Genomic DNA, 25402 nt, shown 5'->3' on the forward strand with positions numbered 1-25402 from the left:
ACCGGATGGCGCAACGCCTCTGGCTCCCGTTCCGGACATCGATCAGCATGAGGGCAGTGGGACCGGCGGACGAGATGGGCACGCATGCGCGCCACCGAGAACAACCAGGACTATCCCTTCGCTGCCACGAGCGCGGCCGCGGCACTGCTGGACGACTCCGGGACGGTCCTCGCCTGGACACCGGCGGCCGAAGCCCTCCTGGACCGCCGGTCCGCGGACGTGTGCGGCCGGCCGGCACGGGACCTCCTGGCCGACGCGGGCAGCTGGGAAGCCGTTCTCGCCCAGAGCGGGCAGAAAAAGCGGGAGGGCTTGGAGGGCCGGGAAGGCCCGGCGGGCTGGGAAGGCCGGGCCACGCTGCGGCACGGCTCGGGACGTGAGCTGGAGATCGGCTTCCGCGTCATCCCGCTGAACGACGGCGCACGCGAGGGCACGGCCCGCTGCCTCGTACTCGGCGCGCCGCTGGAGCTGGTCGCCCGCTGGCGGCAGGACCACGCCTTCACGCAGGAACTGTTCCTGCAGGGCCGCGTGGGTCTGGCCGTCTTCGACGCGGACCTGCGCCTGCTGCGGACGAACTCGCACCTGTTGCCGTACACCGGCGTGCCGGTCGACCTGTCCGGCCGGCGCCTGGCCGACTTCCTGTGGGCGGAGGACGCGCGGATCATCGACGACCGGCTGCGGGAGGTCATGCGCAGCGGGGTCCCCCTGATCGGTCTCAATACGACCGTGCGCACCTTGGACGACCCGAGAGGCGGCCGGGTCGTGACCATCCAGGCGTTCCGGCTGCAGGAACCCGACGGACATCCGATGGGTGTGGCGACGGTGTTCACCGACGTCACCGACCACGAGCGGTCGCGGGGGCGCCTGGACCTGCTGTACCGGGCGACCGGGGCGCTGGGCGGTTCGCTTTCCGTCCTGCGCACCGTGGAGGACCTGGTCAAGGTTCTGACGCCCGCGTTGGGCGACTGCGCCGCGGTGGATCTCGCGGAGACCGTTCTGACCGGAGGTGAACCACCCGCGGACGGGCGGCTCACGCTGCCCCTGATCCGGCTGGCCGTCGCCGGAGCGCAATCGGCGGCGCTGCGTACGGGGACGGCCCAGTTTCCGGTTCCTCTGGCCGCGGCCGTTCCCCACCCGAACGCGACCGAGGCGGGCGGGCGCGAAACGAGTCCGCCCGAGGGGCGGGGGTGCCGGGGAGAGCTGATCACCGGCCTCGGAACCCCGCCCACCGGGCCCGGGGACGACGCGGCCCCGGAGTGGGCGACGACCGTCCCGGGTGCGCATGCGGCGATGACGGCGCCGCTGTGCGCACGGGGCATCAGGTTCGGCAGGCTCACGCTCTGGCGCACGGGGGACTCTCCCCCGCCGGACGACGACGATCTGGCACTTCTGGAGGAGATCGCCGCCCGTGCGGCCGTCGCGGTCGACAACGCGCGGCGCTACACCAAGGAACGCCGCACCGCTGTGGGCCTCCAGCGCAGCCTCCTGCCGCCCGCCACCTCGGAGAGGCCCGCGCTGGAGGCCGCCGGTCTCTATCTGCCCGCCGACGCGGACAGCGGCGTGGGGGGCGACTGGTTCGACGTGATCCCCCTGTCGTCGGCCCGGGTCGCCCTGGTGGTCGGGGACGTCTCCGGTCACGGGCTGCACGCCACGGCCATGATGGGCCGCCTGCGCAGCGCCGTACGCGCGATGGCGGACCTGGAACTGGAACCCGAGGAACTGCTGGCGCACGTGGACGACATGGTGCTCCAGGTCGCCGCCGAGGCCGAGAGCGACGACCCGGAGGACGGCGACGCGGGCATACCGGTGCCCAGCGGACCGGCCGGGGCCACCTGCCTGTACGCCGTCTACGACCCGGTCACCCGGACGTGCGTCATGGCGAGCGCCGGGCACCCGCCGCCGGCCGTGGTCAGCCCGGACGGAACGGTGGAGTACGTCGAGCTGAGCCCCGGCCCGCCCCTGGGGGTCGGCGGTTGGCCCTTCGAGCCGGTCGAACGCGAACTGCCGCCGGGGAGCGTGCTCGCCCTGTACAGCGACGGCCTGATCGAACGCGGCGAGGGGGACATCGACCAGGGCATGGACGACCTGGCGGAGCGGCTGCTGCGCGCGGACGTACTGGGCCGGCCGCTGCGTCAGGCCCGGCACGACATCGTGGAAGGGCTGCCGCCGGGCAGGCTGCGGGACGACGTCACCCTCCTGTTGGCCCGTACCCGGGTGGTGGATCCCGGCTCCCTCGCGACCTGGTGGCTCGAAGCCGACCCGGCGATCGTCGGCGACGCACGCCATCTCGTCCTGGACCAGTTGACCGCCTGGGACCTCGACGAGCTGGCCTTCAGCACGGAGCTCATCGTCAGCGAGCTGGTCACCAACGCCATTCGTCACGCCGGCGGCCCGGTCCGCCTCCGCCTGATCCGGGCGGACACCCTGACGTGCGAGGTCTCGGACGCCAGCAACACGCAGCCGAGGATGCGGCGTGCGAGGAACTCCGAGGAAGGCGGCCGCGGCCTGTACATCGTCGCCCAGCTCTCGCACCGCTGGGGCAGCCGCTACACCAGGGGCGGCAAGACCGTCTGGTCCGAACAGAACCTTCCGCTCGCCTGATCGACGGGAATGCGCAGAGGCCCGGCGGAGCATTAAGGGGGAATCAACCGGACCTTAAGGCTGCCTTCGCTCCCCACGTCTCCGTGTCGGTCAAGAGGGTCGACCTGAGCGCTGTACGCGTCGATCACCCTCAGTGGGACGGCGTCCACCTGCGCCTTTGCACGTACTCCGTGAGCCTCGAGCGACCGCGGCGTGCCCCCGCACAGCACCCCGGGACCTCCCCACCGCTGGATTTGTCATGCCGCGACAAGGAATGAACTGGCGTGTGGCGGCGGGCGTATGCAGGACGGGGGAGACAGCGTCCATCGGATCGAGGAGTGTCCATGTCCCGCAAACGGACTATGAGTGCCATGAAGAAGCTCGTGCTCTCTGTCACCACGGGAACCCTGGTGACCGGAGGCGTCATCGCCACGGTGGCGACCGGCAACGCCTCCGTTCCCGACGTCGTGTGTCCGGGGTCGACGGTGACGCTGTCGGGCGAGGCCGGCCCGCCGGCGGCGACCAGCGGAACCTTCCCGGTGGGAACGAAGCTGAAGGTGACCAACCTCGACAACGGCCAAGCCACGACAGTCACGGTCAACGGCCCCTCAGGAAGCTGCGTCCTCCTCAACAACGCAGCCTTCGACAAGGTGCGCGAGCCGGGCAAGAACCTCATCCGCCGCGCACGCGTCGAGCGCGTGGGTGGCGGCGGCACGCCGACCGCAGGCCAGACGGGCGCGACGGGTGCGGCGGGCACGACAGGCGCGGCGGGTGGCCAGGCGCCGCCGGCCACGGGTGAGGTGGTGTGTCCGGGGTCGACGGTGACGCTGTCGGGCGAGGCGGGCCCGCCGGCGGCGACCAGCGGGACGTTCCCGGTGGGAACGAAGCTGAAGGTGACCAACCTCGACAACGGCCAAGCCACGACAGTCACGGTCAACGGCCCCTCAGGAAGCTGCGTCCTCCTCAACAACGCAGCCTTCGACAAGGTGCGCGAGCCGGGCAAGAACCTCATCCGCCGCGCACGCGTCGAGCGCGTGGGCTGAGCAGCCAGAGCCGCCGCGTACGGCATGTGGGCCCCGGTGACGAGCCGGGGCCCCTCGGTGGACAGGATGCCCGGCTCCGGCCGTCCGGGGGATCTCGCGGAGCGTCACACCCTCCTGACCCCGCCGCGCTACGGGGCGCCGCGCAGCCCCGGCTCTCGGCCGACTCTCGGCCGGCTCGCCGCGGGATCGATCGGCAGGGTGCACTGTGCCGCCGCCCCGTGCGTCAGGCCGAGCCTCGAACCGATCACGCCCTAGCGTGGCCCGGGAGACGATCCGGGCGGACCGCCGCCGGGATCCAGGCCCTACGGAGGCACCCTTGACCACGTCCCCCGCCCTCGCCGATCTCACCGGGGACTACGTCCTCGACCCCGCCCACACCCGGATCGGCTTCATCGCCCGCCACGCCATGGTGACCAAGGTCCGCGGCGCGTTCCACCAGTTCGACGGCACTGCCCACCTGGACGGCGCCGACCCGGCCCGCTCGACCGCCCAGCTGGTGATCAAGGCCGAGAGCATCGACACCGGCGTCGAGCAGCGCGACCAGCACCTGCGCACGAACGACTTCCTGGACGCTCCCACCTTCCCCGACATCACCTTCCGCACCACCTCGGTCGAGCCGCGCTCCGACGCCGAGTACCGCGTCACCGGCGACCTGACCATCAAGGACACCACCCGCCCGGTCAGCATCGACTTCGAGTACACGGGCACGGCGGTCGACCCCTACGGGAACCGGCGCGTCGGCCTGGAGGGATCGGTGAGCATCTCCCGCAAGGAGTACGGCGTGACCTGGAACGCGGCCCTGGAAGGCGGCGGCGTCCTGGTCGGCGACAAGGTCGTCCTGGAGTTCGACATCTCCGCGATCAAGCAGGGCTAGACGAGTAAGTCCGAGGCGGCCCCTGGGCAACCGGCTGGCCGAGGCGGTCTCCGAGCAGGCTCAGTGCCACCGCGCGCATCGACGCCTGATGGCGGGCCGGCAGCAGCCCGAGGGCTCCCGTCTCACGGGCCTGCGCCCGGCGGGTCAGTTCCTCGTCCGTCGGCCCGGCCCTGGGATCCGTTCGGCTTCGCCTGCGGGCCGGCCTGCTGAGCGGCGGCGCCTGGGCCGAAAGGGCTCCGCGGGGTCGTGCCGGGGCGCTAGCCTGAGCCTGCCGGACGCTCGATGCGGGGGGTGCCGATGGCGGGCCGCGGGATGGGCGCACAGGGCGGCAGACAGCGCCGACTGTGTCTGATCGTGGACGTGGAGAAGTACAGCGGGCGCAGGCATCAGGCCCAGATGCGGGTGCAGGACGGGCTCGCCCACGCGCTGGACTACGCCTGTGAGCGGGGCGGAGTGCGCTGGCAGGGGTGCGCGCGGCAGGACCGGGGTGACGGTCAACTCCTCTTGCTGCCCGCCGGGGTGGACGAGGCGAAGGCCGTGCCCGGACTGGTGCAGGGGCTGCGGGACATGCTGCCCGTGCTCAACTCGCGGGCGGCGGCCGATGAGCAGATCCGGCTGCGCGCCGCGCTCGCGCAGGGGTCGGTGCAGCGGGCACCGCTGGGTTTCGTCGCCTGGTCGGTGGAGCTGGCGTCGCGGCTGCTGGACTCCGCTGAACTGCGTACGGCGCTCGCGGAGTCGGCGGGCAGCGACATGGCACTGATCGTGTCGGCCGACCTGTACGCGGACACCTTCGCGACCGGTGCGGGCGGTCTGACCGGCTCGGCGTTCCGTCCGGTGCGGGTGGACATCCCGGAGAAGCGGTTCTCCTCGGACGCGTGGATCAGTGTGCTGCCCCGGGGCCGTACGGCTCCCCTCGGGGTGGCGGTCCCCCCGCCGGGCACGCAAGCGGCCCCGCGCGGCCGCGGCGTACGGGCGGGAGGCGCCGCCCTCGGCGTGTCCGGGACGTACATCCTGGTCAGGGCACAGCACCAGGGTGACGACCCCGAGGGCCACTCGACGGACGCGCACAGCCATGACCGGCATGACGCCCCGCAGGCCCGGCACGACCAGCACGACCAACACGACCCGCACGACCACCGGATCGGCGAGGAGTTGGCGGACATGAGCCATGACGGCCACGAGGGTGGGCAGACCTGGGACGACGGGCACCTCACCGGGAGCGAGGTGATCGAGTCGGCCGACGGGACCGGCTACACCTCGGTCTCGGACTACGTGCACGGCGAGAACGGCCACGAGCCCGACCCGCGTCCCGAAGCGGACTGGGACGACGACCACGGCCACGACCGGTGGTGAGGATCAGGTGGAGGCGGCCCTGAAGTAGATCTCCTCGCACAGCTCGCGGGCCGTACGGGCGTGGCGTTGCAGGACCCGTGACGGCCCCGATTCCAGCTGCCGCCACCGGGCCGCCGCCTCGGCTGCCGTACGGGCCGCGCGCGCGGATGCCGATGCCGATGCCGTCGTACCGGGGGCCGGTTCCGGCAGGCCGAGGCAGGCGGCCGTCGTGGTGCCGGTGGCCAGGCGGAGCAGGGCCTCGGTGTCCGGCCCGGACAGGCGCAGCCGTCCGGCGGCGAAGTCGGCCAGCGCCGGGGCGAGTTCGGTCTGGCGCAGCAACGGGTGGCGGCGCAGCGCGGCGACCCCGGCCCGGAGGTCGTCGAGGGCGCGGCGGGCCGCCGGGGCGAGGGCGTCGCCGGCGAGCGCGGTGCGCGCGGCCTCGTCGAGCAGGCCGAGGGCGGCGGCGGCCCGCAGCCGGTCGGCGGCCGCGACGAAGCGCTCCTGGATCTCGCCCACGAGCGCGTCGATGCCCGAAGCCGCCCGCAGCGCCGCAAGCAGGGGCCGGGCGGCGGGACCGGCCACGGCGGGTACGGCGGCCACGGCGGCGCTGATGCCGTAGCAGCCGAGCAGGTCCAGTACCCGGGCTCGGCCGGGCGCGTCGAGGGGGCCGTCCGGCCAGTGCAGGAACTCCTGCGGGGAGTACAGCGCCCGGCCCAGCTCTTCGCGCGGCGCGGTCGCGAGCCGCCCCAGCAAGGCGGCGTCGGCCTCGGTGAACTCTTCGCCCAGCGCCGTCTGCGCCAGCAGTCCCGCCACCGGCACGACACCGGACAGCAGGCCGGTCAGCCGGGCGGAGTAGGTGGCGGCCACGCGGCGGGCCCGGGGCCAGGGGTCGCCGGTGCCGTCGCCGAGTTCGTCGATGCGGCTGAGGACGCCGACGACGTTGAGGGCGGTCATCCGGCCGTGGGCCTGGCGGCGCAGTGCCTCCAGGGCCTCCGCGTCCCCCGCGCCGGGGTGCGGCATGACATACAGCAGCGCGTCGGCGGCGCCGAGCGCGCGCAGCGCGATGCCGTCGAGTCCGCTGAGGGTGTCCATGCCCGGGGTGTCCACCACCGTCCAGGGTCTGCTCGGGTCCCGGCCGCCGGCGGTCTCGACGACGATCTCCTCGATCTCCTCGCGCGCCGAGCCGAGCAGGGTCACGTCGCGGGGGATGCCGCCGCCGGGGCGGCCGGGTACGTGGTAGCAACGGCCGTCGGTGCGGCGCACCTCCAGGCGGTTCTGCACGCCGCCGCGGAACCAGGCGACCAGCGTGGTGCATTCGGTGGCCCCGGTGGCGGCCAGGCGGCGGCCGAGCAGGGCGTTGACGAGCGTGGACTTCCCCGCGTTCATACGGCCGCCGACGGCGATGCGCAGGCCCGGTTCGGCCAGGCGCAGCCGTACGGCGGTGAGGACGGCGGCGACGGGCCCGCCGGGCGGCAGATGCGGGGCGGCGGCCCGGCAGAGGACGTCGACGCGCCCGCACAGCTCGCCCGGCGGGCCCGTCGACCCCGTCGACCCCGCCGGCCCCGCCGCGGTCGGGTCGGCGGGGTCGGCGGGGCCATTGAGGTGTGCGGTCATGCGGTCTCCGGCGCCGGTACGACGATCCCCTCGGCCTGGGCGGCCGCGGCTGCCGCCGGGTGGCCGATGGCGGCGGCGAGATCGCGGCCCCGGGTGATCAGCTCGCCCAGGGCGGCCGCGCGGCGCCGGGCGCGTTCGCGTTCCTTGGCGAGCTGTTCCCGGTCGGCCGCCAGGTTGCGCTGGAGTTCCTCCAGTTCGCCCTCCAGGAGCGCCCGCTGGGCGGAGACCTGGTCGGTGATGCGGACCGCTATGCGTTCGCTGACGTCGTCGACGGTGCGGGTGATCTCCGGAGGGATCTCGGTGGTCAGTTCGGCCACCATCCGGTGTGCGTAACGCATCGCGTCACCGCGTACCCGGCCGAGGTCGGTGCGGCGCTTGCGGCGGTTGGAGAGCAGCGCGATCATGCCGAATCCGGCGGCGAGCGGCAGCAGGACGCCGCCGGTGGCGAGCGCCGTCACGGTGGCCGCGAGACCGCCCGCGCCCCAGGCGGGCATGACCCGCTCGACGAGGGCGAGGGCGCCGCTGTTGTCGTGGCCGGTGCTGACCAGGGTGGGGAGCGCGTCCAGCCGTTCGGGGCGGGCGAGGGCGAGTTCGGCGACGGCCGGTCCGGCGTCCAGCCTGCACTGGTGCTCCATGAGGGCGACGAGCCGGGCGATGCCGTCCCGGGTCGCGTTGTCCAGGTCCAGCCAGATGGCCTCGACGCCGGCTTCCAGGTCCCGGGGCAGTTCGGTGGCGAGGTCGGTGCCCGAGGACGCGGCGGTCTTCTCCTCGGCGAGCTGGCGCAGGTCGTTGACGTTGCGCTGGAAGCCGACGCGGAGCCGGCGTTCCAGCTCCCGGGCCGCCTGGCGGAGGTTGCCGCGCCAGGTGGCGTCGGAGCGCTGGAGGGCGCGCAGGGCGTCCCGATGGCCGCGTACCTCGTCCTGGAGGGTGGGGTCCTGGGCGAGGGAGCGCAGCCGGCGTTCCTGTACGGCGGCGAGCGGGGCGAGCACGGAGAGCGTGACGTGCAGGGCGTTGGCGAGCCGCAGTCCGGCGGCTTCCTCGGCGATCCGGCCGGACAGCGCCTCGGTGAGCGGGCCGAAGCCGCTGGCCTCCAGGCGGCGCGCGGCGGTCTCCCGGTCACCGGCGGCGGTCGCCGCGTCCGCGTCCCCCTTGGCCCGGCTGCTGACGGGGAACCAGGGGGCGGCGGCGTAGCGGGGGGCGTGCTCGGCGAGGAGCGCGCGGTTGCGTTCCAGTACGGCGGGCCACTCACGGTACTTGTCGGTCTGGGTCAGGACGAAGACCACCTCGGCGATGCGTTCGGTGGCCTGTTCCAGGAAGCGGAGTTCGGACGCGGTCAGCTCGCTGGAACCGTTGACGACGAAGACCAGGGCGTCGGCCTGGGAGAGGGTCGCCATGGTGATCCGGGCGTGGCCGGCGACGAGCCCGCCGACGCCGGGGGTGTCCACGAGGGTCAGCCCGGAGGCGAGCAGGGGTGCGGGGACGCCGACCTCGACGTGGTGGACGTCGTCGCGGCGGGCGGTCTGGGTGACCGGGTCGACGGCGGCGTACTCGGCGATGTCGGCCGGATCGATGGTGAGCGGGGCGGAGCCGTCGGTCAGGTGGGCGACGGCGGTGGGCGTGTCCGCGTGCCGGACGACGAGGTGGACGCCGGTGGCGACGTCGACCTCCACGGGCAGCAGGCCCCGGTGCCCGATCAGGGCGTTGATCAGGGAGCTCTTGCCGCGCTTCTTCTCACCGACGACGACGAGGGAGGCGGCGCCGGACCGGATGCGGGCCGCCTCGGCACGGACGGCGACGGCCAGTTCCGGGGAGACGGGCGCGCCGTCGGGGGACGAGCCGTAGGGGCCGTCCGCGGCGTCGGAGCGGGCGGCGCGGTCGAGGAGGACGGCGGCGTCCCCGACGAGGCGCAGCACCTCCGCGGCGCGGGGGTGGGCACGGTGGTTGTCGGTCATGCGGACCCTCCTGGGTGGGAGCGGTGCGGGTCGTCGGGGCCGGAATCGGGGTCGGCCTCGGCGGCGGGCGGGGTGCCGGGGCCGTGGCCGGACCGCCCGTCGGTCCCGACCGGCGTGCCAGTACCGGCGGCGCGGCCTGCCGGGCTGCCGGGGGCGGGGGTCGCGCCGGTGCCTCCGGCGGCCGAGCCGTCGGCCGCGGAGGCGGTCCCGGGGCGGGCGAACCCGACCGGGCCGGAGGGCGCGGCGTCGGCAGCGGGTGGGCGGAACGCGTCGAAGTAGCCTTCGAACGAGGCCTGTTCGGCGTCCACCTCGCGGGGGCGGCCGAGGAGTCCCGGGGCGGGCGGCTCCGGCTCGTACGCCGCGCCGCCCGTCAGGTACGACTCGGTGTCCGCAGGACGACGGGGGCTACGATGCTGCGGCGCGGGCCGGGGGCGCTGGGCCGGCGGCCGCTCGTCGGAGCGGCCCGCATCGGCCACGAACCGCCACACCTCGTTCGCCGCCCCGGTCACCAGCTCGGTCGCCCCTGTCCAGAGGCTCTTCCTGGCCTTCCCTCGGGGGCGGCGCTCCGGCTCCGCCCCGCGCACCTGCTTCGGGACCGCGGCGGGGGCCGGAACAGGCGCGTGGGCAGGGGCCGGGGGGGCCGTGTGCGGCGTACGGCGGTGCTCGGTGACGTCCGCGCAGCAGGCGTGCGTGAGACCCGGCTCGCGGGCGTCGCGGGACCGCTGCCAGCCGGTGGTCAGGACGCAGTCCGCCATCGGTCCGGCGGCGAGCGCGGCGTCCCACAGCTCGTGCGCGTGCCCCGCCGGCAACAGGTGGACGTCCGCGGAGAGGGCCGGCAGCCAGTGCCGCGCGGCGGCGGGGTCGGCCGTCCGCCCGCGCCCCTCCCAGGGAGCCGCCGCCGCGGTGCTGGTGAGCGTCTCCGCGTCCGCTGCGAGGGCGATGTCCCAGACCGGTGCGGCCCAGGCCCGGTAGGTGGCGCCCGCCCAGTGCGGGAAGGAGGCCTCCAGTTCGCCGAGGCCCGGCAGGTCGTGCGCGGGCGCCCGGTCCGGGTGGTGCCAGCCGACGAACCCGTACAGCGGCCTGCCGTGCTCGTCGTGCGCCATCTCGGGGCCCAGCAGCGGCACCTGGCAGGCGACGCCGACCAGGACGCCGTACGCGCCCCGGTACAGGACGAAGCGGGGCGCGACGTCGAGCCGCGTACCGCCGGCGACGAGGGCGAGGACCGTGCGTCCGAGCGGTCCCCCGGGCGTCGCCCCGTCGGGCAGCGCCCGCCACCAGCGGTCGATCCGGTACGTACGGCCGTAGACGACGGCCGACCAGCCGCCGCCCGGCCGCGGTCCGGGGCCGTCGTGCCCTTCGGTGTGTTCCGTGGACATCGCCGTCAGCCGATCTGGAGCTTGCCGGAGCGGTAAATGGGCATGTACCGCAGCTCCTCGACGAGTTGTTCGGCCCGGACCCGGGCGGCGGTGACCCGTGCCTGCGCCTCGCCGTGCAGTTCTCGGCCCGCGGCGATCTCGGCGTCCACCCGGTTGATCTCGCTCTTCTTGAAGTAGTTCCTGATCCTGCCGCCGCTGCGCAGCCCGGCCAGTTCCTGTGCCTGTTCGTCGAGCTGCCGCTCCACGTCGCGTACGTGCTCCTCGCCGTGTCGGACGATGCCCTCGTCGAGGTAGTGCAGCAGGGCGAAGATCATGGGGTGGTGCAGGTTCTGCGGGTCGACGAGCGTCGGGTCCACGGTGACGGGCGAGGCGCCGCCGAAGCTGCCGAGCTGTACGGGGCAGAGCATGGCCGTGACCCCTTCGGCGTCGATGACCTTGACCAGCTTGGAGAGGTTGCGCGCGGTCTTCTCCAGGGCCTCGTGGGTGGCCAGTCCGGAGATGGTCCCCAGCAGGTCGGCCTTGGTGACCAGCACGACGATCGAGGGCGAGGGCTCGCCCCGCTGCCGCCGCTGGTCGCAGACGTTGGAGATGGCCCGGGAGAAGCGGGCGATCTTCATGGGGTCGGCGGCGGGGTTGAGGTGGGCCGGGGTGTCGTCGGCGACCCAGCGGCCCACGTGCTGCCCGTCCAGGACGAGGAAGATGCTGTCGGAGCGCTCCAGGCGTTCGGTCAGGGCGGCGATGTCGGCGGGGGCGCCCTCGCCGCCGCGCTGGGTGGCCGCGCCGCCGCGGAAGTCCTGGCAGTCGAAGTCGACCAGCGAGGTCACACCGTGCCGCAGGACGAACTCGTAGTCGATCGGGTCCTCGTTGTTCGGCGCCGGCAGTCTGCCGTCGGCGCACAGCTTCTCCCAGGCCTCGGCGAGGTCGAGGTCGGTGTCCGGGTCGGTGGCGTACATGAAGTAGCCGCGCAGGCCCATCGAGAGCGTGGCGTACATGCCGTGCAGGTAGGTGGTCTTGCCGGAGCCGGTGGCGCCCAGCATGGTCATGGTGATCCGGTGGTCGCTCATGCGTGGAGTTCTCCCGTTTCGGTGGCGCGGGACGGACACGGGTTCGAAGGCAACGGGCTCAGAAGCAGGGGACGCCCTCCAGCAGGCCCGCGAGGCGTTCGGCCGGTTCGAAGAGCGGTTCCAGGAGCTCGTACTCGGCCTGGGCGGTGTGCTCGTGGCGGGCGCTGATCTCGGCCCAGGAGCTCTCCTCCTTCCACCAGCTGGAGATCCGGTCCCAGGTGGTGTCGTTGGCGGCGGCGCGCCGGGCGGAGGCGAGGGCGTCCTCGATGGAGGAGTGCAGGGCCAGCCCCCGGCCGACGATGCCGTAGTGCAGGCTCCACAGCACGGGCACGGCCACGTTGACCGGTTCGGGGCCGCAGGCCACCAGCGCCACGGCGCCGCGCAGGTGCTGGGTCCGGGCCACTCCGGCGATCAGGGCGTCGAAGGGCTCCACGAGCCGGTCCAGCAGTCCCGGCCGGTCCAGGTCGAGCAGGTCGCTCTTGGTGAAGGCGAGGACGAGCGGGGTGAGCTGGTCGCCGCGGGCCTCCAATGCCCGCTGGACCAGGACGGTCATCCGGCGCGTGTAGCGGTGGGACCCGCTGTCGGTCAGGAGCTGGTGGGCGTCGACGAACACGACGATGCCCTGGGCCTCGACGAGGTCCTGCTGGAGCTGCCCGGCCTGCGGGCTGTCGGCCTGGCGTTCCGTCAGGGCACCGCCGCGGTAGTCGCGCCAGCGGAAGGGCAGCACGTCGCGGCCCTGGTACTGGAGGACGAACTCGAAGACCTGGCGCCTGCTGCTCATGCCCGGGTAGCGGCCGCGCAGCACGGACTCGGCGGCGGCGGTCAGCGCGCCGTGGACGTGGAGGTCGTCGGTGCGCAGGCTGAAGCCCTGGATGCCGTCGCGCATCGCGGCGTACATGAGTGAGACGTAGGTGGTCTTGCCTGCCGCGCTGTGGCCCAGCATGACGATGTCCATCGGGCTCCCTCGGCCTCGTGGGGAAAGCGGTGTCGGGGATACGGGCGGGTCAGGGATGCGGCACGAAGCGGAAGCCCAGGTCCCCGTCCGGGTTCAGATAGCGCCGGACGCGCCCGCCGGGGGCCGCCGCATCGCCGTCCGCGTCCGGCGGCTGCGCCGCCTCCGTCGATCCGGGCGACCGCGTCACCGGCAGGACGGCCAGGGCGCCGAGGACGACGGCGGACTTGGGGTCGGCGGTGAGCAGCGGCAGCCGCCCGGTCCGCTCGGCGATCAGGTCGGACACCCGGGGGGTGCGGCTGGCCCCGCCGGTCAGGACGATCTCGTGTACGTCGGCGGGGTCGAGCCCGGCGTCCGCGATGGTGGCCGCCAGCAGCTCGTAGCTGCGGGTGAGCAGGGGCTCGGCGGCGGCGCTGTATTCGTGCGCGCGGATCAGGAACGGCTGCGGGTAGCCGGGCACGGCGAGGTCCACCGAGCCGGTCTGCGAGAGGGCTTCGCGCGCCGCCGTCAACTCCCGGCCGAGCGCGGCCCGCTGGGCCGCGGCGGGCGGCCCGGGGTCCTCCCAGAGGGCGTGCCAGGGGTCGGGGTCGCGGTCGGCGGCGCGTTCGGCGAGGAGGTCGCGCAGGCACTCGTCGAGGTCCTCGCCGCCGAGGTAGGGGTCACCACCGATGGCGACGGTGTCGAACCCGCGGGCGGTACGGCGCAGCACCGCGGTGTCGAAGGTGCCGCCGCCGAGGTCGTAGACGGCGACGGCGCCGCCCTCGGGGACCGCGTGCACCTGGCCGTGGTGCAGCGCGGCCGCCACCGGTTCGGGCAGGAAGCCGGGGTCGGTTATGCCCGCGCGGGCGGCGGCGTCGGCGAGCCTGCCTCGTTCGGCCGTGCCCCAGCGGGCGGGGTGGGTGAGGACGGTACGGGAGGGCGCGCGGCCCTCGTGCGCGGCGCGGGCCTCGGCGTACACGCGGCGCAGGACCGCGGCGGCGAGTTCCGCGGCGGGGACGGGCCGGCCGCCCAGGAGCACCGCCGACTGCCGGGCCAGGGCCCGCTTGGGGGCGCGTTCGGCCTGGTCGGGGTGGTGCGCCGCGCGCTGCTGCGCGGCCCGGCCGGTGAGGAGGGCGCCGCTGTCGTCCAGGCAGACCAGGGCCGGCAGGCAGCGGCTGTTCTCGATTTCCAGGGAGCGGGGGCCGACGGCACCGGCGGCGGCCTCGTCCCCGGACGTGGCCGCCGTGGTGAAACAGGTGCCGAAGTCGACGGCGAGCGACCACTCCCGCTCCCCTCGCCCCGCACGGGTGGTGCCCCTGCCGTTGGCCACGACTCCCCCCGGGTGATGTCGTCCCGCTCCCTGGCCCGGCGCTCCCCGCGCCGGGAGCCTCATCGTGGCGGAGGGCGGCAGTCGAGAACCGGTCAGGTGAGGGAATGCGGGCGCGCGCCCGGGTCGCGGGGATCCGGCGGCACCGAAGGAGCCGGAGGGGCCTGCGGTCGCCACAACGTGACTGGTGAGTAGCCTGGTTGGGGCGGACCGCGGCCTGTGGTGCAGATGAGGAATGTCTCGCTCCACCAGCCCGGGGCGTTACCTGATCCGGTCTGTCCATCTCATCCCCGGACAACTTCCGGGTGCGTTAAGTTCCTCGCACTGGCACCGCCCCGTGCACGAGCGGGCGTGAAAGCCGAGGGGGCTCCCATGCGCACACACACCCAGTCCAGCTCCGGGAACCACACGACCGCAGTGAGTCGTTGGCCCCGGGGCACCGTCATGGCCAATCTGGCGGCCGGCGACCGCGAGACCCTGGTCGGCCTCGGCCGGATCGTCACGTACGGCGTCGGGGAGGCCCTCATACGGGAAGGAGGCCCCGAGACGACGGCCCTGCTGATCACCTCGGGCTGCGTGAAGGTGTTCGGCGGCGCCGAGGACGGCGCCACCGTGCTGCTGGCCCTGCGCGTACACGGCGAACTCGTCGGCGAGATCTCCGCGCTGGACGGCCAGCCGCGGTCCGCCACCGTCGTCGCGGTCCGGCCCACCGCCACCCGGGTCCTGACCGCCGCCGCCTTCCGCTCCTTCTTACGGGAGAGCCCGACCGCGTCGGAGGTCGTGCAGCGGTCGGTGGCGGGCAAGCTGCGCGGGGCCACGCGCCACCGCATCGACTCCAGCAGCGGTACGGCCACGGTCCGTCTCGCCCGGACCCTGGACAACCTGGTACGCAGCTACGCGCGCACCGTCCCGGAAGGCCTGCGGATCGACGTACCGCTGAGCCACGCGGACCTCGCCGCCCTCGCCGGGATCTCCGACGCCAGCGTGCAGCGTGCCCTGCGCAGCCTGCGCGCCGCCGGCGCCGTGGCCACCAAGTACCGGGGGATCATCGTCCGCGAGCCCGGCATCCTGCGGGCCATCGCGGGGCAGAGCGGCTGGCCGGCCGCCGGGACCCTGCTCCCGGGAGCCCCCATCCCGCGCGGACCCCGGCAGCCCCGGCCGAAGCGGCCGCCGCTGGAACCGAGCCCGCCACGCGCCGAACCGGCCACCGGGCCCTACAGCGCACCCCTGGCCGCGCACGGCCCGGTGCCCGCGCCGGCGGCGGCGCCGGACGAGGACGGCCCGCTGTCCGAGACGGGCTGAGCCCTCTCACCCGGCCGTTCCCCGGCCGTTCCCCGGCCCTCCCCCGCCCCGCAGCCGGACCACACCCGGCCCGGATCGGCCCACACCGCCCCAGACCAGCCCAGACTGGCCTACATCAGCTCACATCGGGCCGGTTGCCCGCCGACGCCGCGCGGGTCGGCTGGGCGCGGCTGACCACGCTGCCCGGCGACGTGCTGGCGGTGTGCAGCCCGCCGATGGCCGAGCTGCTGCTGCGCGACGACGTCGGCTCGTGGTTCGCGGCCCGGTGGGCGGGCCGGCAGCCGTACCTGACCTCCTTCCTGTCCGAGGTCAACGCCCCGGTCCGGTCCACCGGCGGCGACCGGTCCGTGGTCTGCCTGTGGGACTTCGGCGATGCCCGGGACGCCCGCTCGGCGACACCCTGACACCTTGCCCCAGGAGTACGGCTCAGCCGACGCGGCCCCGTGACACCTCCAGGTCGCGTTCGCCTGCGCGCGTCGGGTCGGGCCGGGTGCCGGGCGATGGCGAGTTGCCGGATCTCCGTCACGTGGTCCGCGAGCCAGGCGGGCATGTGGGCGCGGTGGACGAGTTCGGCGCGCGGTTCGTCCGGGGCGAGGTGCACGTAGCGGATCTGATGTCCGGTCAATGCGCTGATCCGACGGGCGAGTTCGGGGTGGGATACGGCTTCGGGTCCGGTGAAGGACGTAGGCGCCGCCCGCGATGGCGGGCCTGGTGAGCGCGGCGGCGGCGACTACTTGGCTGGCAAGGCGCAGGCGCCACGTCCGCCCGGAAGACCTGTGGTTCAGGCGCGGATGGGCATCAGGAGCAAGGGGGTGGTGGTGGGCTGCGGGGATCCCCCGGCGGGTTCGAGGGTGAGGCCGACGGCGCGGGCACCGGCGGTGTTCCCGTCGAGCAGGACGGTGCCGTCCTGGCGGATGAATCCGGCCGGGCTCAACGTTCCGTCGTGGTCGAGCCACAGCTGGTACGTCGTGCCCGCGGCCGGGGCGGGCAGGCCGGTGGCGGTGAAGACGGCCTCGTTCTGCCGGTCGGAGGCGACGACGGTGGTGAGGGCTCCGTTGCCGGCCCGTCCGTGAACGGTACGTGCGTCCGGAGCGGCCAGGACGGTACTCACGGCGTCGAGGCGCTGCTCGCTCTGCCGGGCCCGCTGTTCGAGCTGCCGGTTCTGCTGGTTCTGCCACGCCGCCAGGCCGGCAAATGACGCGGCGGCGGCCAGACTTGCGGCCAGCGCGAGAGGGACCGCCTTGCGGCGCAGGAGGCCGCGGAAGGAGACCGGGGAGGCTGTGGGGACGCGGGGTGGGAGCTGGCGGACGCCGTCGACGGCCGCCATCGTCCACTGTTTCATCGCGGTGGGCGGGGTCTGGGCCGCGGCAGCCGCCAGGCGAGCGGCGGTGGCCTCGAAGTCGGCTGCGTCCTGCCGGCATGTCTCACACCCGGGGAGGTGCGCGGCGAACTCCTCGCGCTCGTCGGTGTCCAGGGCGTTGAGCGCGTACGCGGCCGCCAGGTCGTGGACATCGGTTGCGTGGTGTTTCACGCGGTCACCCCCATGCAGTCGCGAAGCCGGATCAGCCCGTCGCGCATGCGTGTCTTGATGGTCGGAAGCGGCGTGCGAAGCGTTTGGGCGACTTCACGGTAGGTCAGTCCCCGGTAGTAGGCCAGGGTCACGGCCTGACGCTGGAGCTCGGTCAGACGGCGCAGGCAGCGCCGGACCTGCTCGCTCTCCAGGCGCGTCTCGACCTGCTCGGCGACCTCGTCGAACGCCGTGCGGTGCTCGCGGGCGGCCTGGGCGTGCTCACGGTCGGCGGCGGCCTGCGCCGAGCGGACCCGGTCGACGGCCCGCCGGTGGGCGATGGTCGCCGCCCACGTACTCACGCTGCCGGACTCGGGCCGGTAGCGGGCGGCCTGCCGCCACAGGTCGATCATGACCTCCTGCGCGACCTCCTCCGACTGGGCCCGGTCGCGCACGACCTTGACCACGATCCCGAAGACCATGGGCGCGAGAGCGTCGTAGAGGGCCGAGAAGGCCTCTTTGTCACCGTGGGCGACCCTCTGCATGACCTCGGCGAGGACGGCGAGGTCGCCGCGACCGGTGCGTGCCGCGGAACCGGACGGGAGGGGCTGACTCATAGGGAGAACTCCGGCCGCGGCGACCAGGCGAAGGGGCGGCCGGAGCCGGCCGCCCCGGGGTGGGGTGTCCATCGCATGGCAGTCCTTGTCCTAGAGCGGTCCGGCCCGCCACCGTGGGGCGGTCCGGCCACAGGTCCGTATGGGTGTCTGCCCGGTACTTCGTAGCGGACGCGCGTGCGGATGGGCGGAGATTGCCCTGATCCGGCCCGACCTGTTTTCCCGATCGGGGAACTGCACCGTCGACGGCCACATCGCGTGCTCAGCCGATGCAGAACTCGTTGCCCTCGATGTCCGGCATGGGGATGCAGGAATCATTGCCGCAACGGGGGCTGCCACTCGTTCGGGTGACAGACCCATCCGCCGGGTGGGCGGAGCCGAATGCGGGGTGTGAGCAGCTTCCGCAACACCATCGTCCGCACCGCCCGTGGTGCACTGGCCGGGCTTGTGGCCGGGTTCGCCGCCCTCGCCGTGGCCGAGCTGGTCGCGGGCCTGTTGCGGCCGGCCGCGGGACCGGTGACGGTGGTCGGTGGCGCCGTCGTCGACCGCACCCCGGCCGCGGTGAAGGACTTCGCGATCCGCACGTTCGGCGAGAACGACAAGAGGGTCCTCCAGCTCGGCATCCTGCTCGTGCTGGCCCTCTTCGCGGTCGCCCTGGGTGTTCTGGCCCTGCGCAATCGGCGTGCGGGGGCGGCCGGGGTCCTGGTGTTCGGGATCGTCGGCGCGGCCGCGGCTCTGAGCCGGCCCGATTCCGCGGGGGTTGCCGATGTGCTGCCCTCGCTCGCGGGCACGCTCGCCGGCGCTGCCGTCTTGTACGTTCTGGCGGGCAAGGCCACCCCCGCCGGCTCCCCGCCGGGTGATGAGGGCACCGGGGGCGGCTGGAGCCGGCGGGGGTTCCTCACCGCGGCGACCGCGACGGCCCTGGCCGCCACCGGCGCAGGTGCGCTGGGCCGCGCTCTGTCCGGGCAGCGAGGCCGGGGCGCCCTCGCGTCCCGCGACCGTCTCGCCCTGCCCGCCCCCGCCTCGCCGGCTCCCCCGGTTCCGCCCGGAGCACCGCTGAAGGTTCCGGGGATCAGCGCCTTCACGACGTCCAACCGGGACTTCTACCGCGTCGACACCGCCCTGGTCGTCCCGAAGGTCGATGCCGGCACCTGGAGGCTGCGCGTTCACGGCAAGGGCGTGCCCCGCCCCCGCAGTTACACCCTCGACCAGCTCCTGGCCCGCCCGCTGATCGAACGGGACATCACCCTCGCGTGCGTATCGAACGAGGTGGGCGGCCCGTACGTCGGCAACGCCCGCTGGCTCGGTGTTCCGCTGGCCGGCCTGCTGTCCGAATGCGGTGTCAGGCCGCCGTCGAAGGGCGGCAGCGCCGACCAGCTGGTCGCCCGCTCCGTGGACGGCATGACGCTCGGGTCTCCCGTCGAGGACGTCATGGACGGACGCGACGCCATGCTCGCGGTCGGAATGAACGGTGAGCCCCTTCCCTTCGACCACGGCTTCCCCGTCCGCATGCTCGTCCCGGGCCTGTACGGATACGTCTCCGCGTGCAAGTGGATCACCGACATCGAGCTCACCACGTTCGACGCGTACGACCCGTACTGGGTGAAACGCGCCTGGGCCCGCCGAGCACCGATCAAGACCCAGTCCCGCATCGACACCCCCAGGCCGTTCGGCCGCCCCGCCGTCGGCACCGTCGTGATCGCCGGAGTCGCGTGGGCCCAGCACCGCGGCATCACCCGTGTCGAGGTCCGCGTCGACGACGAGCCCTGGCAGGACGCCGACCTCGCCGCCCAGGACACCCTCGACACCTGGCGCCAGTGGTCCCACCGCTGGCAGGCCACCCCGGGCGGGCACACGCTCGCCGTCCGCGCCACCGACGGCACGGGAGCGGTGCAGAGCGAGCAGCGCGCCCGGACCATCCCCGACGGGGCGAGCGGCTGGCACAGCGTCTTCGTCACCGTCCCCTGAGCCCCCTCCTGAGACCACCGGACCGGCCTCACCCGAGCACGGTCCGGCAAGAACCGCCCAACCGTCCGACTACCCGACCGCCCGACCGCCCCAGCGATTCGACCCCTCTCCCAAGGAGCAACCGATCATGAACAGCATTCAGATCCGCCGTGCCGGTATCGCCGTCGCCGCAGCCGTCCTGCTGCCCTTCTCCCTGGCCGCCTGCTCCGATTCCTCCAGCGACACCACGGCCGCCGCGCCCGGCGCCACCGCCGGCGACTCGGCCGGGTCCGGCGCGAGCACCCCCGGCGGGGACACGATCACGGCGGACCAGCCCTTCGGCCCGGCCTGTGCCGGCGTACCGCGGGAGGGGGCGGGCTCGTTCGACGGCATGGCCAAGGACCCGGTCGCCACGGCGGCGTCCAACAACCCCGCGCTGTCCACCCTGGTCACCGCGGTCAAGCAGGCCGGGCTCGTGGACACCCTGAACAACGCCAAGGCCATCACCGTCTTCGCCCCGACCAACGACGCCTTCGCGAAGATCCCGAAGGCCGACCTCGACAAGGTCCTGGCCGACAAGGAGTTGCTGACCAAGATCCTCACCTACCACGTCGTGGGCCAGGAGCTGACCCCGAAGCAGCTGGAGAACGGCTCCTTCGAGACCCTGCAGAAGGGCATGGTCACGACGAAGGGCTCCGGCGAGGCCTACAAGGTCAACGGCACCGCCGGCGTGGTGTGCGGCAACGTGAAGACCTCCAACGCCAACGTCTACATCATCGACACCGTCCTCATGCCGAAGTAGCCGCCTGCGGCGGCGTCCATGCGGCAGTGGCCCGGCACCTCCCTGTTCCGCAAGGAGGTGCCGGGCCACGAGGCGTCGCACCTCCGGCGAAGAGGTCCTGCGCGCCGGACACCGGATCGCCGACGAGCAGATCACGCGCTTGTCCTCAACCGCACTTGAGGTCATACGTTCTCCGTATGACCTGCGGGCGCGCAGGCTCCGAACCGACGTACCCTGAGGGGACACCCCATGACGACTCAGCAGATCTCCGACGCCGAACTCGCCGGGCAGCCCGCCGCGTACTGGACCGGTGTCGCCTACGAGGCGCTCATCGCGTACACCCGGGCCCAGCAGGCCGCGAAGGGCTACACCCAGCCCCAGTTCTGGCTGTTGCGCAACCTGTCGGAGAACGACATCTCGCCCGACGGCGAGGGGATGACCGTGCCCGAGCTGCGGGAGGCCATGGCTTCCTACATCCGGCCCGAGGACGATCTGGCGGCGGAGGCGGCGGTGCTCGTGGAGCGCGGCTGGCTGACCCGGGACGCCGAGGACCGGCTGTGGCTCACCGAGGAGGGGGAGCAGGCCCGCGTCGACCTCGCGCGCAACGCTCCCGGAATCCGCGCCGCCCTCCACGAGGGCATCGCCGACGCGGACTACGTCACCACGGTGAAGGTGCTTCAGCAGCTGATCCGCAACGCGGGCGGAACGGTCGCCTGACGGGCCGAGGACCGGGTCGGGTGCCCTACGGGCGGCGGGCCATCACGTGGGCGTCGAGGAAGCCCCGTTCGGAGGCCGGGTCGTGGAGCAGCCGTGCGAACGGGACGAGGCCGGCGCCGGCCAGCAGCGCGGCGAAACGATTCACCGGCCAGCTGTAGGCGGGCGTCACCTTGTGGTCGAAGCGCACCGGGTCCGGGCCGTCGGTCCCGAAGAACGAGACCAGGAGCAGGCCCCCCGGCGCCAGGGCACGCACCTGCTCGGCGAGCAGCGCGGGCAGTTCCGCGGCCGGGGTGTGGATCATCGAGTAGTGGGCCAGCACGCCGCCGAGCGCGCCGTCCTCGACCGGAAGGGCCTCCATCCGCGCCTCGTCGAACCGCAGCGCCGGATGAGCCCGCCGGGCGTGGGCGACCATGGCCGGGGAGAGGTCGAGCCCGAAGGCGTCCAGACCCAGCTCGTGCAGCATCGCCGTCAGATGTCCGGGCCCGCAGCCGACGTCGGCCGTCCGCGGGTTCCCCGTCCCGCGCACCAGCTCGGCGAAGGTGCCGATCATGGCCCGCGCGAACGGCTGCGTCTCCAGCCGATCGGCGAACAACGACGCGTACAGCTCGACGACCCCGTCGTAGGCCGCCCTGGTCTCGTCCTGGTGCTCCATCCCGGGAAGGTAGCCGACTTCCGCGCACCTTCACACCCGTGCCCCGGCCCCACGCTCCCGGGCTGGCGACCGCGGTCGCTTCGGTCAGCAGCCGCCGACCCGATCCCCCGCTCCACCGCGGGTCAGCCGCGTTCGATGTGCACGCTCGTCGACTTGACCCGTGCGGTGGCCCGCATCCCGACCTCGATCCCGAGCTCCTCGACGGCCTCGCGCGTCAGCAGAGACACCACCCGGTGGGGGCCGGCCTGGATCTCGACCTGGGCGGCGACGTCGCCTACCTTGATGCCGGTGATGATGCCGGGGAAGGCGTTCCGGGCCGAGGTGTACGAAGCGTCCTCGTCCCCCACGCCCTCCTGGGCGAACTCGACGCAGAAGGCGGCGAGGTCGGGCCCGTCGACGATGCGCCGCTTGCCCTCGCGGCGGGTGGGGAACCGGTCGGCGTCCGCCCAGCGCCGGGCGGTGTCGATGCTCACGCCCAGCAAGTCGGCCGCCTGGCCGATGGTGTAGGACTCCATGCGCCACACCCTAGATGAGCAGGTCGGTCGTCTCGCGTCCGAGCTCGACGGGACGGGCCGTGCGCCGCGTCATGCCGTGGGGGCTGCGGGAGCCGCGGGCTTGCCGCGCATGAAGATGACCGCCACGAGGGCCAGGCCCACCACGACGCCCACGAGCTGCATGCCCACGAATCCGGGCACCGAGGCCGGAGCGATGCCCGCGAAGGTGTCGGTGAAGGCGCGGCCGATGGTGACGGCCGGGTTGGCGAAGGAGGTGGAGGAGGTGAACCAGTACGCGGCGCCGATGTACGAGGCCACCGCGACCGGGGCGAAGCGCAGGCGGTCGGTGCGGACCAGGCCGAAGACGAGCAGGATCAGACCGGCGGTGGCCACGACCTCACCCAGCAGCAGGTTCCCGGCGGAGCGGTCGTGGGTGGACCACTTGACCAGCGGCTCGCCGAACATCGCGTCCGCCAGGATCGCGCCCGCGATGGCGCCGAGGACCTGCGAGAGCACGTACACGGACAGTTCGCGGGCGTTGACCCCGGCGCCGCCGCGGCGGGCGGTCCACCACTCGGCCACCGTGACGGCCGGGTTGAAGTGGGCGCCGGACACCGGGCCGAGGAGTGCGATGAGGACGCCGAGCCCGAAGACGGTGGCGGTGGAGTTGGCCAGCAGCTGGAGGGCCACGTCCTGGGTGAGTTTCGTGGCCTGGATGCCCGAGCCGACGACGACCGCCACGAGGCCCGCGGTCCCGACCAGCTCGGCGGCGGCGCGGGCGATCAGCGGGGAGCGGGAGGAGGAGCGGGGCGGGGTCGCGCCGGGCGCGGGCTGGGGCTCGCCGGCAGGTATCGGGATGCCGGCGGGCTCGGTGACGGTCAAGGCAGGTTCTCCTCGGGCAGGTGGGACACATCGCGAAGAGCTACGGGCAGGACCGCTTGAGGTTCGCTTCGGCGGTGGCCCGCGCGGTCTGGGCGAGGCCGGCGAACTGACCGGCGAGGGCTTCGATGACTTCCGGGCGCAGGCGGTAGTAGATGAACCTCCCGCATGGCTCGGTGTCCACGACCCCGGCCTCCCGCAGCACCTTCATGTGGTTGGAGAGGTTCGTCTGCCGGGCACCCGTCTCTTCCACGAGGTGGGTGGTGCAGAGCGTCTCGCGGGCGAGCAGGGTCACGATCCGGAGCCTGAGCGGGTCGGCCAGCACCCGCATCAGATCAGTATCGACTGACGTCATCATGGGCTGATACTTTCACATCGATCGCCTCGCCCCAAGCAAGAACAAGGGAAGAACAGATGCCCTCCGCCCCAGCCGCCTCCGTCCTGTTCGTCTGCATCCACAACGCGGGCCGCTCCCAGATGGCGGCCGGGTTCCTGCGCCACCTCGCGGGCGACCGCGTCGAGGTCCGCTCCGCCGGTTCCGTGCCCGGCGAGCAGATCAACCCCTCGGCCGTGGCCGCCATGGCCGAGCTGGGCATCGACATCTCCGGCCAGAAGCCGAAGATCCTCACCCCCGAGGCCGCCCAGGCCTCCGACTACATCATCACGATGGGCTGCGGCGACGCCTGCCCCTACTTCCCCGGCAAGACCTACCTCGACTGGCAGCTCAAGGACCCGGCCGGCCAGGGCGTCGCGGCCGTCCGCCCCATCCGCGACGAGATCAAGCGCCTCATCGAGGGCCTGATCGCCGAGATCGACGCCAAGTAGGAGCCGCGGCGGCGCGCCCCGAGGCCGACCGCGTTCGTCGCGATCACGTCACCGATCGGCGACAGCGTTGTCCTGGAACGAAGACGTCGGTGTCCCCGCGGCTCGCGGTCCCTCACAGTGATCGTGCAGCACCGGGGCCGAACCGCTCCGCCCGCGACCACGGACCTCACAAGGGGACCTATTTCATGTCCGGCAACCGTCGTAAGGCTTCCCTCATCACCGCTGCCCTCATGGGCGCAGCGATGCTGATGACTGCGTGCCAGGGCACGGACGCGGCTTCGGACGCGGCCCCGGGCGCCGGCGGCGCGCAAGGTTCTTCGTCCCCCACTCCGGCCGCCGGCGCGGCCGCCCCGTCCGGCTCGCCGACGGCGACCGCCAAGGGGACCAAGGACGGGGCCGGCTCCGGAGCCGACACCGGCGACGGCGAGCGGAAGCCGGTCGGGCAGGTCTGCGGCGCCCACGACATCTCCTGGAGCACCAGGTCCGAGAGCCAGGCCGGCGGATACATCCTGATCATCGCGAAGGCGAAGCCCGGGATCACCTGTGTTCTGCCGGCCGCCCTTCCCACCGTGGCCTTCGGTTCGGACGGCACGGAGGCCGGTCCCGCGGAGCAGGCCGTCGGCAGGCAGATCACGCTGAGCGGGAGCACCACCGCCTACGCCGGGGTGAACCCGAAGAGCACCAACGCGAACGGCGGCAAGGAACTGGACAGCATCATCGTCGCCGTGGGCGCCAACGACCCCGACCCGGTCTCCCTGCCGGTCGCCGGCATCACCGTCGACAAGCCCGTCGTCACCAACTGGCACACCTCCCCGAAGGACGCCGTCCCCTCCGAGTAACCGGCCCGCGCGGGAGATGTCCGGGCCATCTCACAGCGGTGTCTTCGAGCCGAGACCCCCGGGGGTCTTCGGAACCCAGTCGGGGGCCACCGAGACCTCCTTCGGGTCCGGCTCGCGCATGTCCACGCGCCAGCCGCCCTCTCCGGTGGGACCGGTGAGGCGGACCGAGAACCCCTTGATCTGGGCGGTGTCGTGGAAGTACACGACGACGAACTGCCGCACGGAACCCTCGTCGTAGAATTCCGCGGTCACCTTCCCGCCGGCTCCCTTCCGGTAGGTCCGGATCCAGTTCTGCGCGGTCTTCTCGACCTCCTCCTTCACCCCGTCGGCATCGGCATCGGCCGCGAGCGACTCCAGTTCGTCGGTCCGGCCGTCGGACAGCCGCCAGATCAGCTTCTGCGTGATCCGCAGGGAGTCGGAGCTGGGATAGCCGACCACGCCCAGCGGTTCGTGATTGCCGTAGTCGGTCCCGTACTGGAGCACCTCCTCATCGGCGTCGCAGGCGCTGAGAGCGCCCGCTGCCAGGGCGGCCGCCACGACGGCCCGTACGGCCGGAGCCACCCTCATCGCGCACCTGGACCTCTCCCACGGCGTCGCGCCGCGGAGAAACGAGTGGCCATATTTCCTCGGTCTTTCGGTGAGTATCACTTCACGCCATGGCCGAGATTAGCTGGGCGACATCCCCCACGTGTTGGGGGGTACGCCCACCGGAGTTCGGGCACGGGTATGACGGGGATTCCGGCCGTACCAGCTTC

24 protein-coding genes are annotated in these 25402 nt (G+C 73.4%); 11 read left to right on the plus strand and 13 right to left on the minus strand.

The window, feature by feature from the left end:
• The first annotated feature begins 84 nt into the window (after positions 1-84).
• The 4 genes from ACZ4VT_RS31400 (at position 85) to ACZ4VT_RS31415 (ending at position 5847) form a co-directional block, all read left to right on the plus strand.
• Complete coding sequence (locus tag ACZ4VT_RS31400; RefSeq protein ID WP_467954805.1) at positions 85-2598, plus strand: ATP-binding SpoIIE family protein phosphatase; 2514 nt, start codon at positions 85-87, stop codon at positions 2596-2598.
• A 350-nt stretch (positions 2599-2948) separates the two neighbouring features.
• Positions 2949-3620 (plus strand): RlpA-like double-psi beta-barrel domain-containing protein, encoded by a 672-nt coding sequence (locus tag ACZ4VT_RS31405; RefSeq protein WP_467954807.1) that lies wholly within the window; start codon positions 2949-2951, stop codon positions 3618-3620.
• 316 nt (positions 3621-3936) lie between these two features.
• Positions 3937-4494, plus strand: coding sequence for a YceI family protein (locus ACZ4VT_RS31410; protein WP_467954809.1), 558 nt, complete (start codon positions 3937-3939; stop codon positions 4492-4494).
• A 360-nt stretch (positions 4495-4854) separates the two neighbouring features.
• Complete coding sequence (locus tag ACZ4VT_RS31415) at positions 4855-5847, plus strand: hypothetical protein (protein ID WP_467954811.1); 993 nt, start codon at positions 4855-4857, stop codon at positions 5845-5847.
• 3 nt (positions 5848-5850) lie between these two features.
• Here the strand turns inward: ACZ4VT_RS31415 and ACZ4VT_RS31420 are convergent, their stop codons facing one another.
• From ACZ4VT_RS31420 to ACZ4VT_RS31445, 6 genes are read right to left on the minus strand one after another with little or no spacing between them, the layout of a single operon-like run.
• Positions 5851-7440 carry a GTPase gene (locus ACZ4VT_RS31420; protein ID WP_467954813.1) on the minus strand — a complete coding sequence of 530 codons (1590 nt, stop codon included), beginning with the start codon at positions 7438-7440 and terminating at the stop codon, positions 5851-5853.
• Entirely contained in the window at positions 7437-9392 is a 1956-nt protein-coding gene (locus ACZ4VT_RS31425) for a dynamin family protein (protein WP_467954815.1), read from the minus strand. The genes ACZ4VT_RS31420 and ACZ4VT_RS31425 overlap by 4 nt, the downstream gene beginning before the upstream one ends.
• A complete protein-coding gene (locus ACZ4VT_RS31430) occupies positions 9389-10768 on the minus strand; it encodes a hypothetical protein (RefSeq protein WP_467954817.1) in 1380 nt (459 codons plus the stop codon). The genes ACZ4VT_RS31425 and ACZ4VT_RS31430 overlap by 4 nt, the downstream gene beginning before the upstream one ends.
• Positions 10769-10773: 5 nt before the next feature.
• Positions 10774-11832: a hypothetical protein gene (locus tag ACZ4VT_RS31435; protein WP_467954819.1), complete on the minus strand. Its 1059-nt coding sequence runs from the start codon at positions 11830-11832 to the stop codon at positions 10774-10776.
• Positions 11833-11890: 58 nt separating this feature from the next.
• Complete coding sequence (locus ACZ4VT_RS31440) at positions 11891-12787, minus strand: TRAFAC clade GTPase domain-containing protein (protein ID WP_467954821.1); 897 nt, start codon at positions 12785-12787, stop codon at positions 11891-11893.
• Between the two features lie 49 nt (positions 12788-12836).
• The gene (locus tag ACZ4VT_RS31445) at positions 12837-14093 is read right to left on the minus strand and encodes an Hsp70 family protein (RefSeq protein ID WP_467954823.1); all 1257 of its coding nucleotides are present in this window, start codon (positions 14091-14093) and stop codon (positions 12837-12839) included.
• 369 nt (positions 14094-14462) lie between these two features.
• Between ACZ4VT_RS31445 and ACZ4VT_RS31450 the strand changes: the two genes are divergently transcribed.
• Together ACZ4VT_RS31450 and ACZ4VT_RS31455 are read left to right on the plus strand one after the other, a co-directional pair.
• Positions 14463-15392 carry a Crp/Fnr family transcriptional regulator gene (locus ACZ4VT_RS31450; RefSeq protein ID WP_467954825.1) on the plus strand — a complete coding sequence of 310 codons (930 nt, stop codon included), beginning with the start codon at positions 14463-14465 and terminating at the stop codon, positions 15390-15392.
• 134 nt (positions 15393-15526) lie between these two features.
• Positions 15527-15796 (plus strand): hypothetical protein, encoded by a 270-nt coding sequence (locus tag ACZ4VT_RS31455; protein ID WP_467954827.1) that lies wholly within the window; start codon positions 15527-15529, stop codon positions 15794-15796.
• Positions 15797-16173: 377 nt separating this feature from the next.
• On the opposite strand, the gene ACZ4VT_RS31460 is transcribed toward ACZ4VT_RS31455, so the two are convergent.
• A complete protein-coding gene (locus ACZ4VT_RS31460; RefSeq protein WP_467954829.1) occupies positions 16174-16923 on the minus strand; it encodes an anti-sigma factor in 750 nt (249 codons plus the stop codon).
• Entirely contained in the window at positions 16920-17516 is a 597-nt protein-coding gene (gene sigK / locus ACZ4VT_RS31465) for an ECF RNA polymerase sigma factor SigK (RefSeq protein WP_467954831.1), read from the minus strand. The genes ACZ4VT_RS31460 and sigK overlap by 4 nt, the downstream gene beginning before the upstream one ends.
• Positions 17517-17894: 378 nt before the next feature.
• On the opposite strand from sigK, the gene ACZ4VT_RS31470 reads away from it, so the two are divergent.
• From ACZ4VT_RS31470 to ACZ4VT_RS31480, 3 genes are all read left to right on the plus strand, one after another.
• Positions 17895-19481: a molybdopterin-dependent oxidoreductase gene (locus tag ACZ4VT_RS31470; protein ID WP_467954833.1), complete on the plus strand. Its 1587-nt coding sequence runs from the start codon at positions 17895-17897 to the stop codon at positions 19479-19481.
• Between the two features lie 127 nt (positions 19482-19608).
• Complete coding sequence (locus ACZ4VT_RS31475; RefSeq protein ID WP_467954835.1) at positions 19609-20262, plus strand: fasciclin domain-containing protein; 654 nt, start codon at positions 19609-19611, stop codon at positions 20260-20262.
• Between the two features lie 228 nt (positions 20263-20490).
• Positions 20491-20958 (plus strand): MarR family transcriptional regulator, encoded by a 468-nt coding sequence (locus ACZ4VT_RS31480; RefSeq protein ID WP_467954837.1) that lies wholly within the window; start codon positions 20491-20493, stop codon positions 20956-20958.
• 25 nt (positions 20959-20983) lie between these two features.
• Here the strand turns inward: ACZ4VT_RS31480 and ACZ4VT_RS31485 are convergent, their stop codons facing one another.
• The 4 genes from ACZ4VT_RS31485 to ACZ4VT_RS31500 all read right to left on the minus strand — a co-directional run bounded on the left by ACZ4VT_RS31485 (position 20984) and on the right by ACZ4VT_RS31500 (position 23341).
• A complete protein-coding gene (locus ACZ4VT_RS31485) occupies positions 20984-21610 on the minus strand; it encodes a class I SAM-dependent methyltransferase (RefSeq protein WP_467954839.1) in 627 nt (208 codons plus the stop codon).
• A gap of 122 nt (positions 21611-21732) precedes the next feature.
• Positions 21733-22125 carry a TOBE domain-containing protein gene (locus ACZ4VT_RS31490; protein ID WP_467954841.1) on the minus strand — a complete coding sequence of 131 codons (393 nt, stop codon included), beginning with the start codon at positions 22123-22125 and terminating at the stop codon, positions 21733-21735.
• A gap of 69 nt (positions 22126-22194) precedes the next feature.
• On the minus strand, positions 22195-22986 hold the full coding sequence (locus ACZ4VT_RS31495) for an aquaporin (RefSeq protein ID WP_467954843.1): 792 nt from the start codon (positions 22984-22986) through the stop codon (positions 22195-22197).
• A 40-nt stretch (positions 22987-23026) separates the two neighbouring features.
• Positions 23027-23341 carry an ArsR/SmtB family transcription factor gene (locus ACZ4VT_RS31500; protein ID WP_467954845.1) on the minus strand — a complete coding sequence of 105 codons (315 nt, stop codon included), beginning with the start codon at positions 23339-23341 and terminating at the stop codon, positions 23027-23029.
• A gap of 56 nt (positions 23342-23397) precedes the next feature.
• Here ACZ4VT_RS31500 and ACZ4VT_RS31505 point away from each other — a divergent pair, with 56 nt between their 5' ends.
• Both ACZ4VT_RS31505 and ACZ4VT_RS31510 read left to right on the plus strand, forming a co-directional pair.
• Positions 23398-23808, plus strand: coding sequence for an arsenate reductase ArsC (locus ACZ4VT_RS31505; RefSeq protein WP_467954846.1), 411 nt, complete (start codon positions 23398-23400; stop codon positions 23806-23808).
• 185 nt (positions 23809-23993) lie between these two features.
• On the plus strand, positions 23994-24647 hold the full coding sequence (locus ACZ4VT_RS31510) for a DUF4232 domain-containing protein (RefSeq protein ID WP_467954847.1): 654 nt from the start codon (positions 23994-23996) through the stop codon (positions 24645-24647).
• Positions 24648-24677: 30 nt separating this feature from the next.
• On the opposite strand, the gene ACZ4VT_RS31515 is transcribed toward ACZ4VT_RS31510, so the two are convergent.
• A complete protein-coding gene (locus ACZ4VT_RS31515; RefSeq protein WP_467954848.1) occupies positions 24678-25214 on the minus strand; it encodes a hypothetical protein in 537 nt (178 codons plus the stop codon).
• Between the last annotated feature and the right edge of the window lie 188 nt (positions 25215-25402).

Source organism: Streptomyces sp. NPDC029164, from assembly GCF_055563995.1.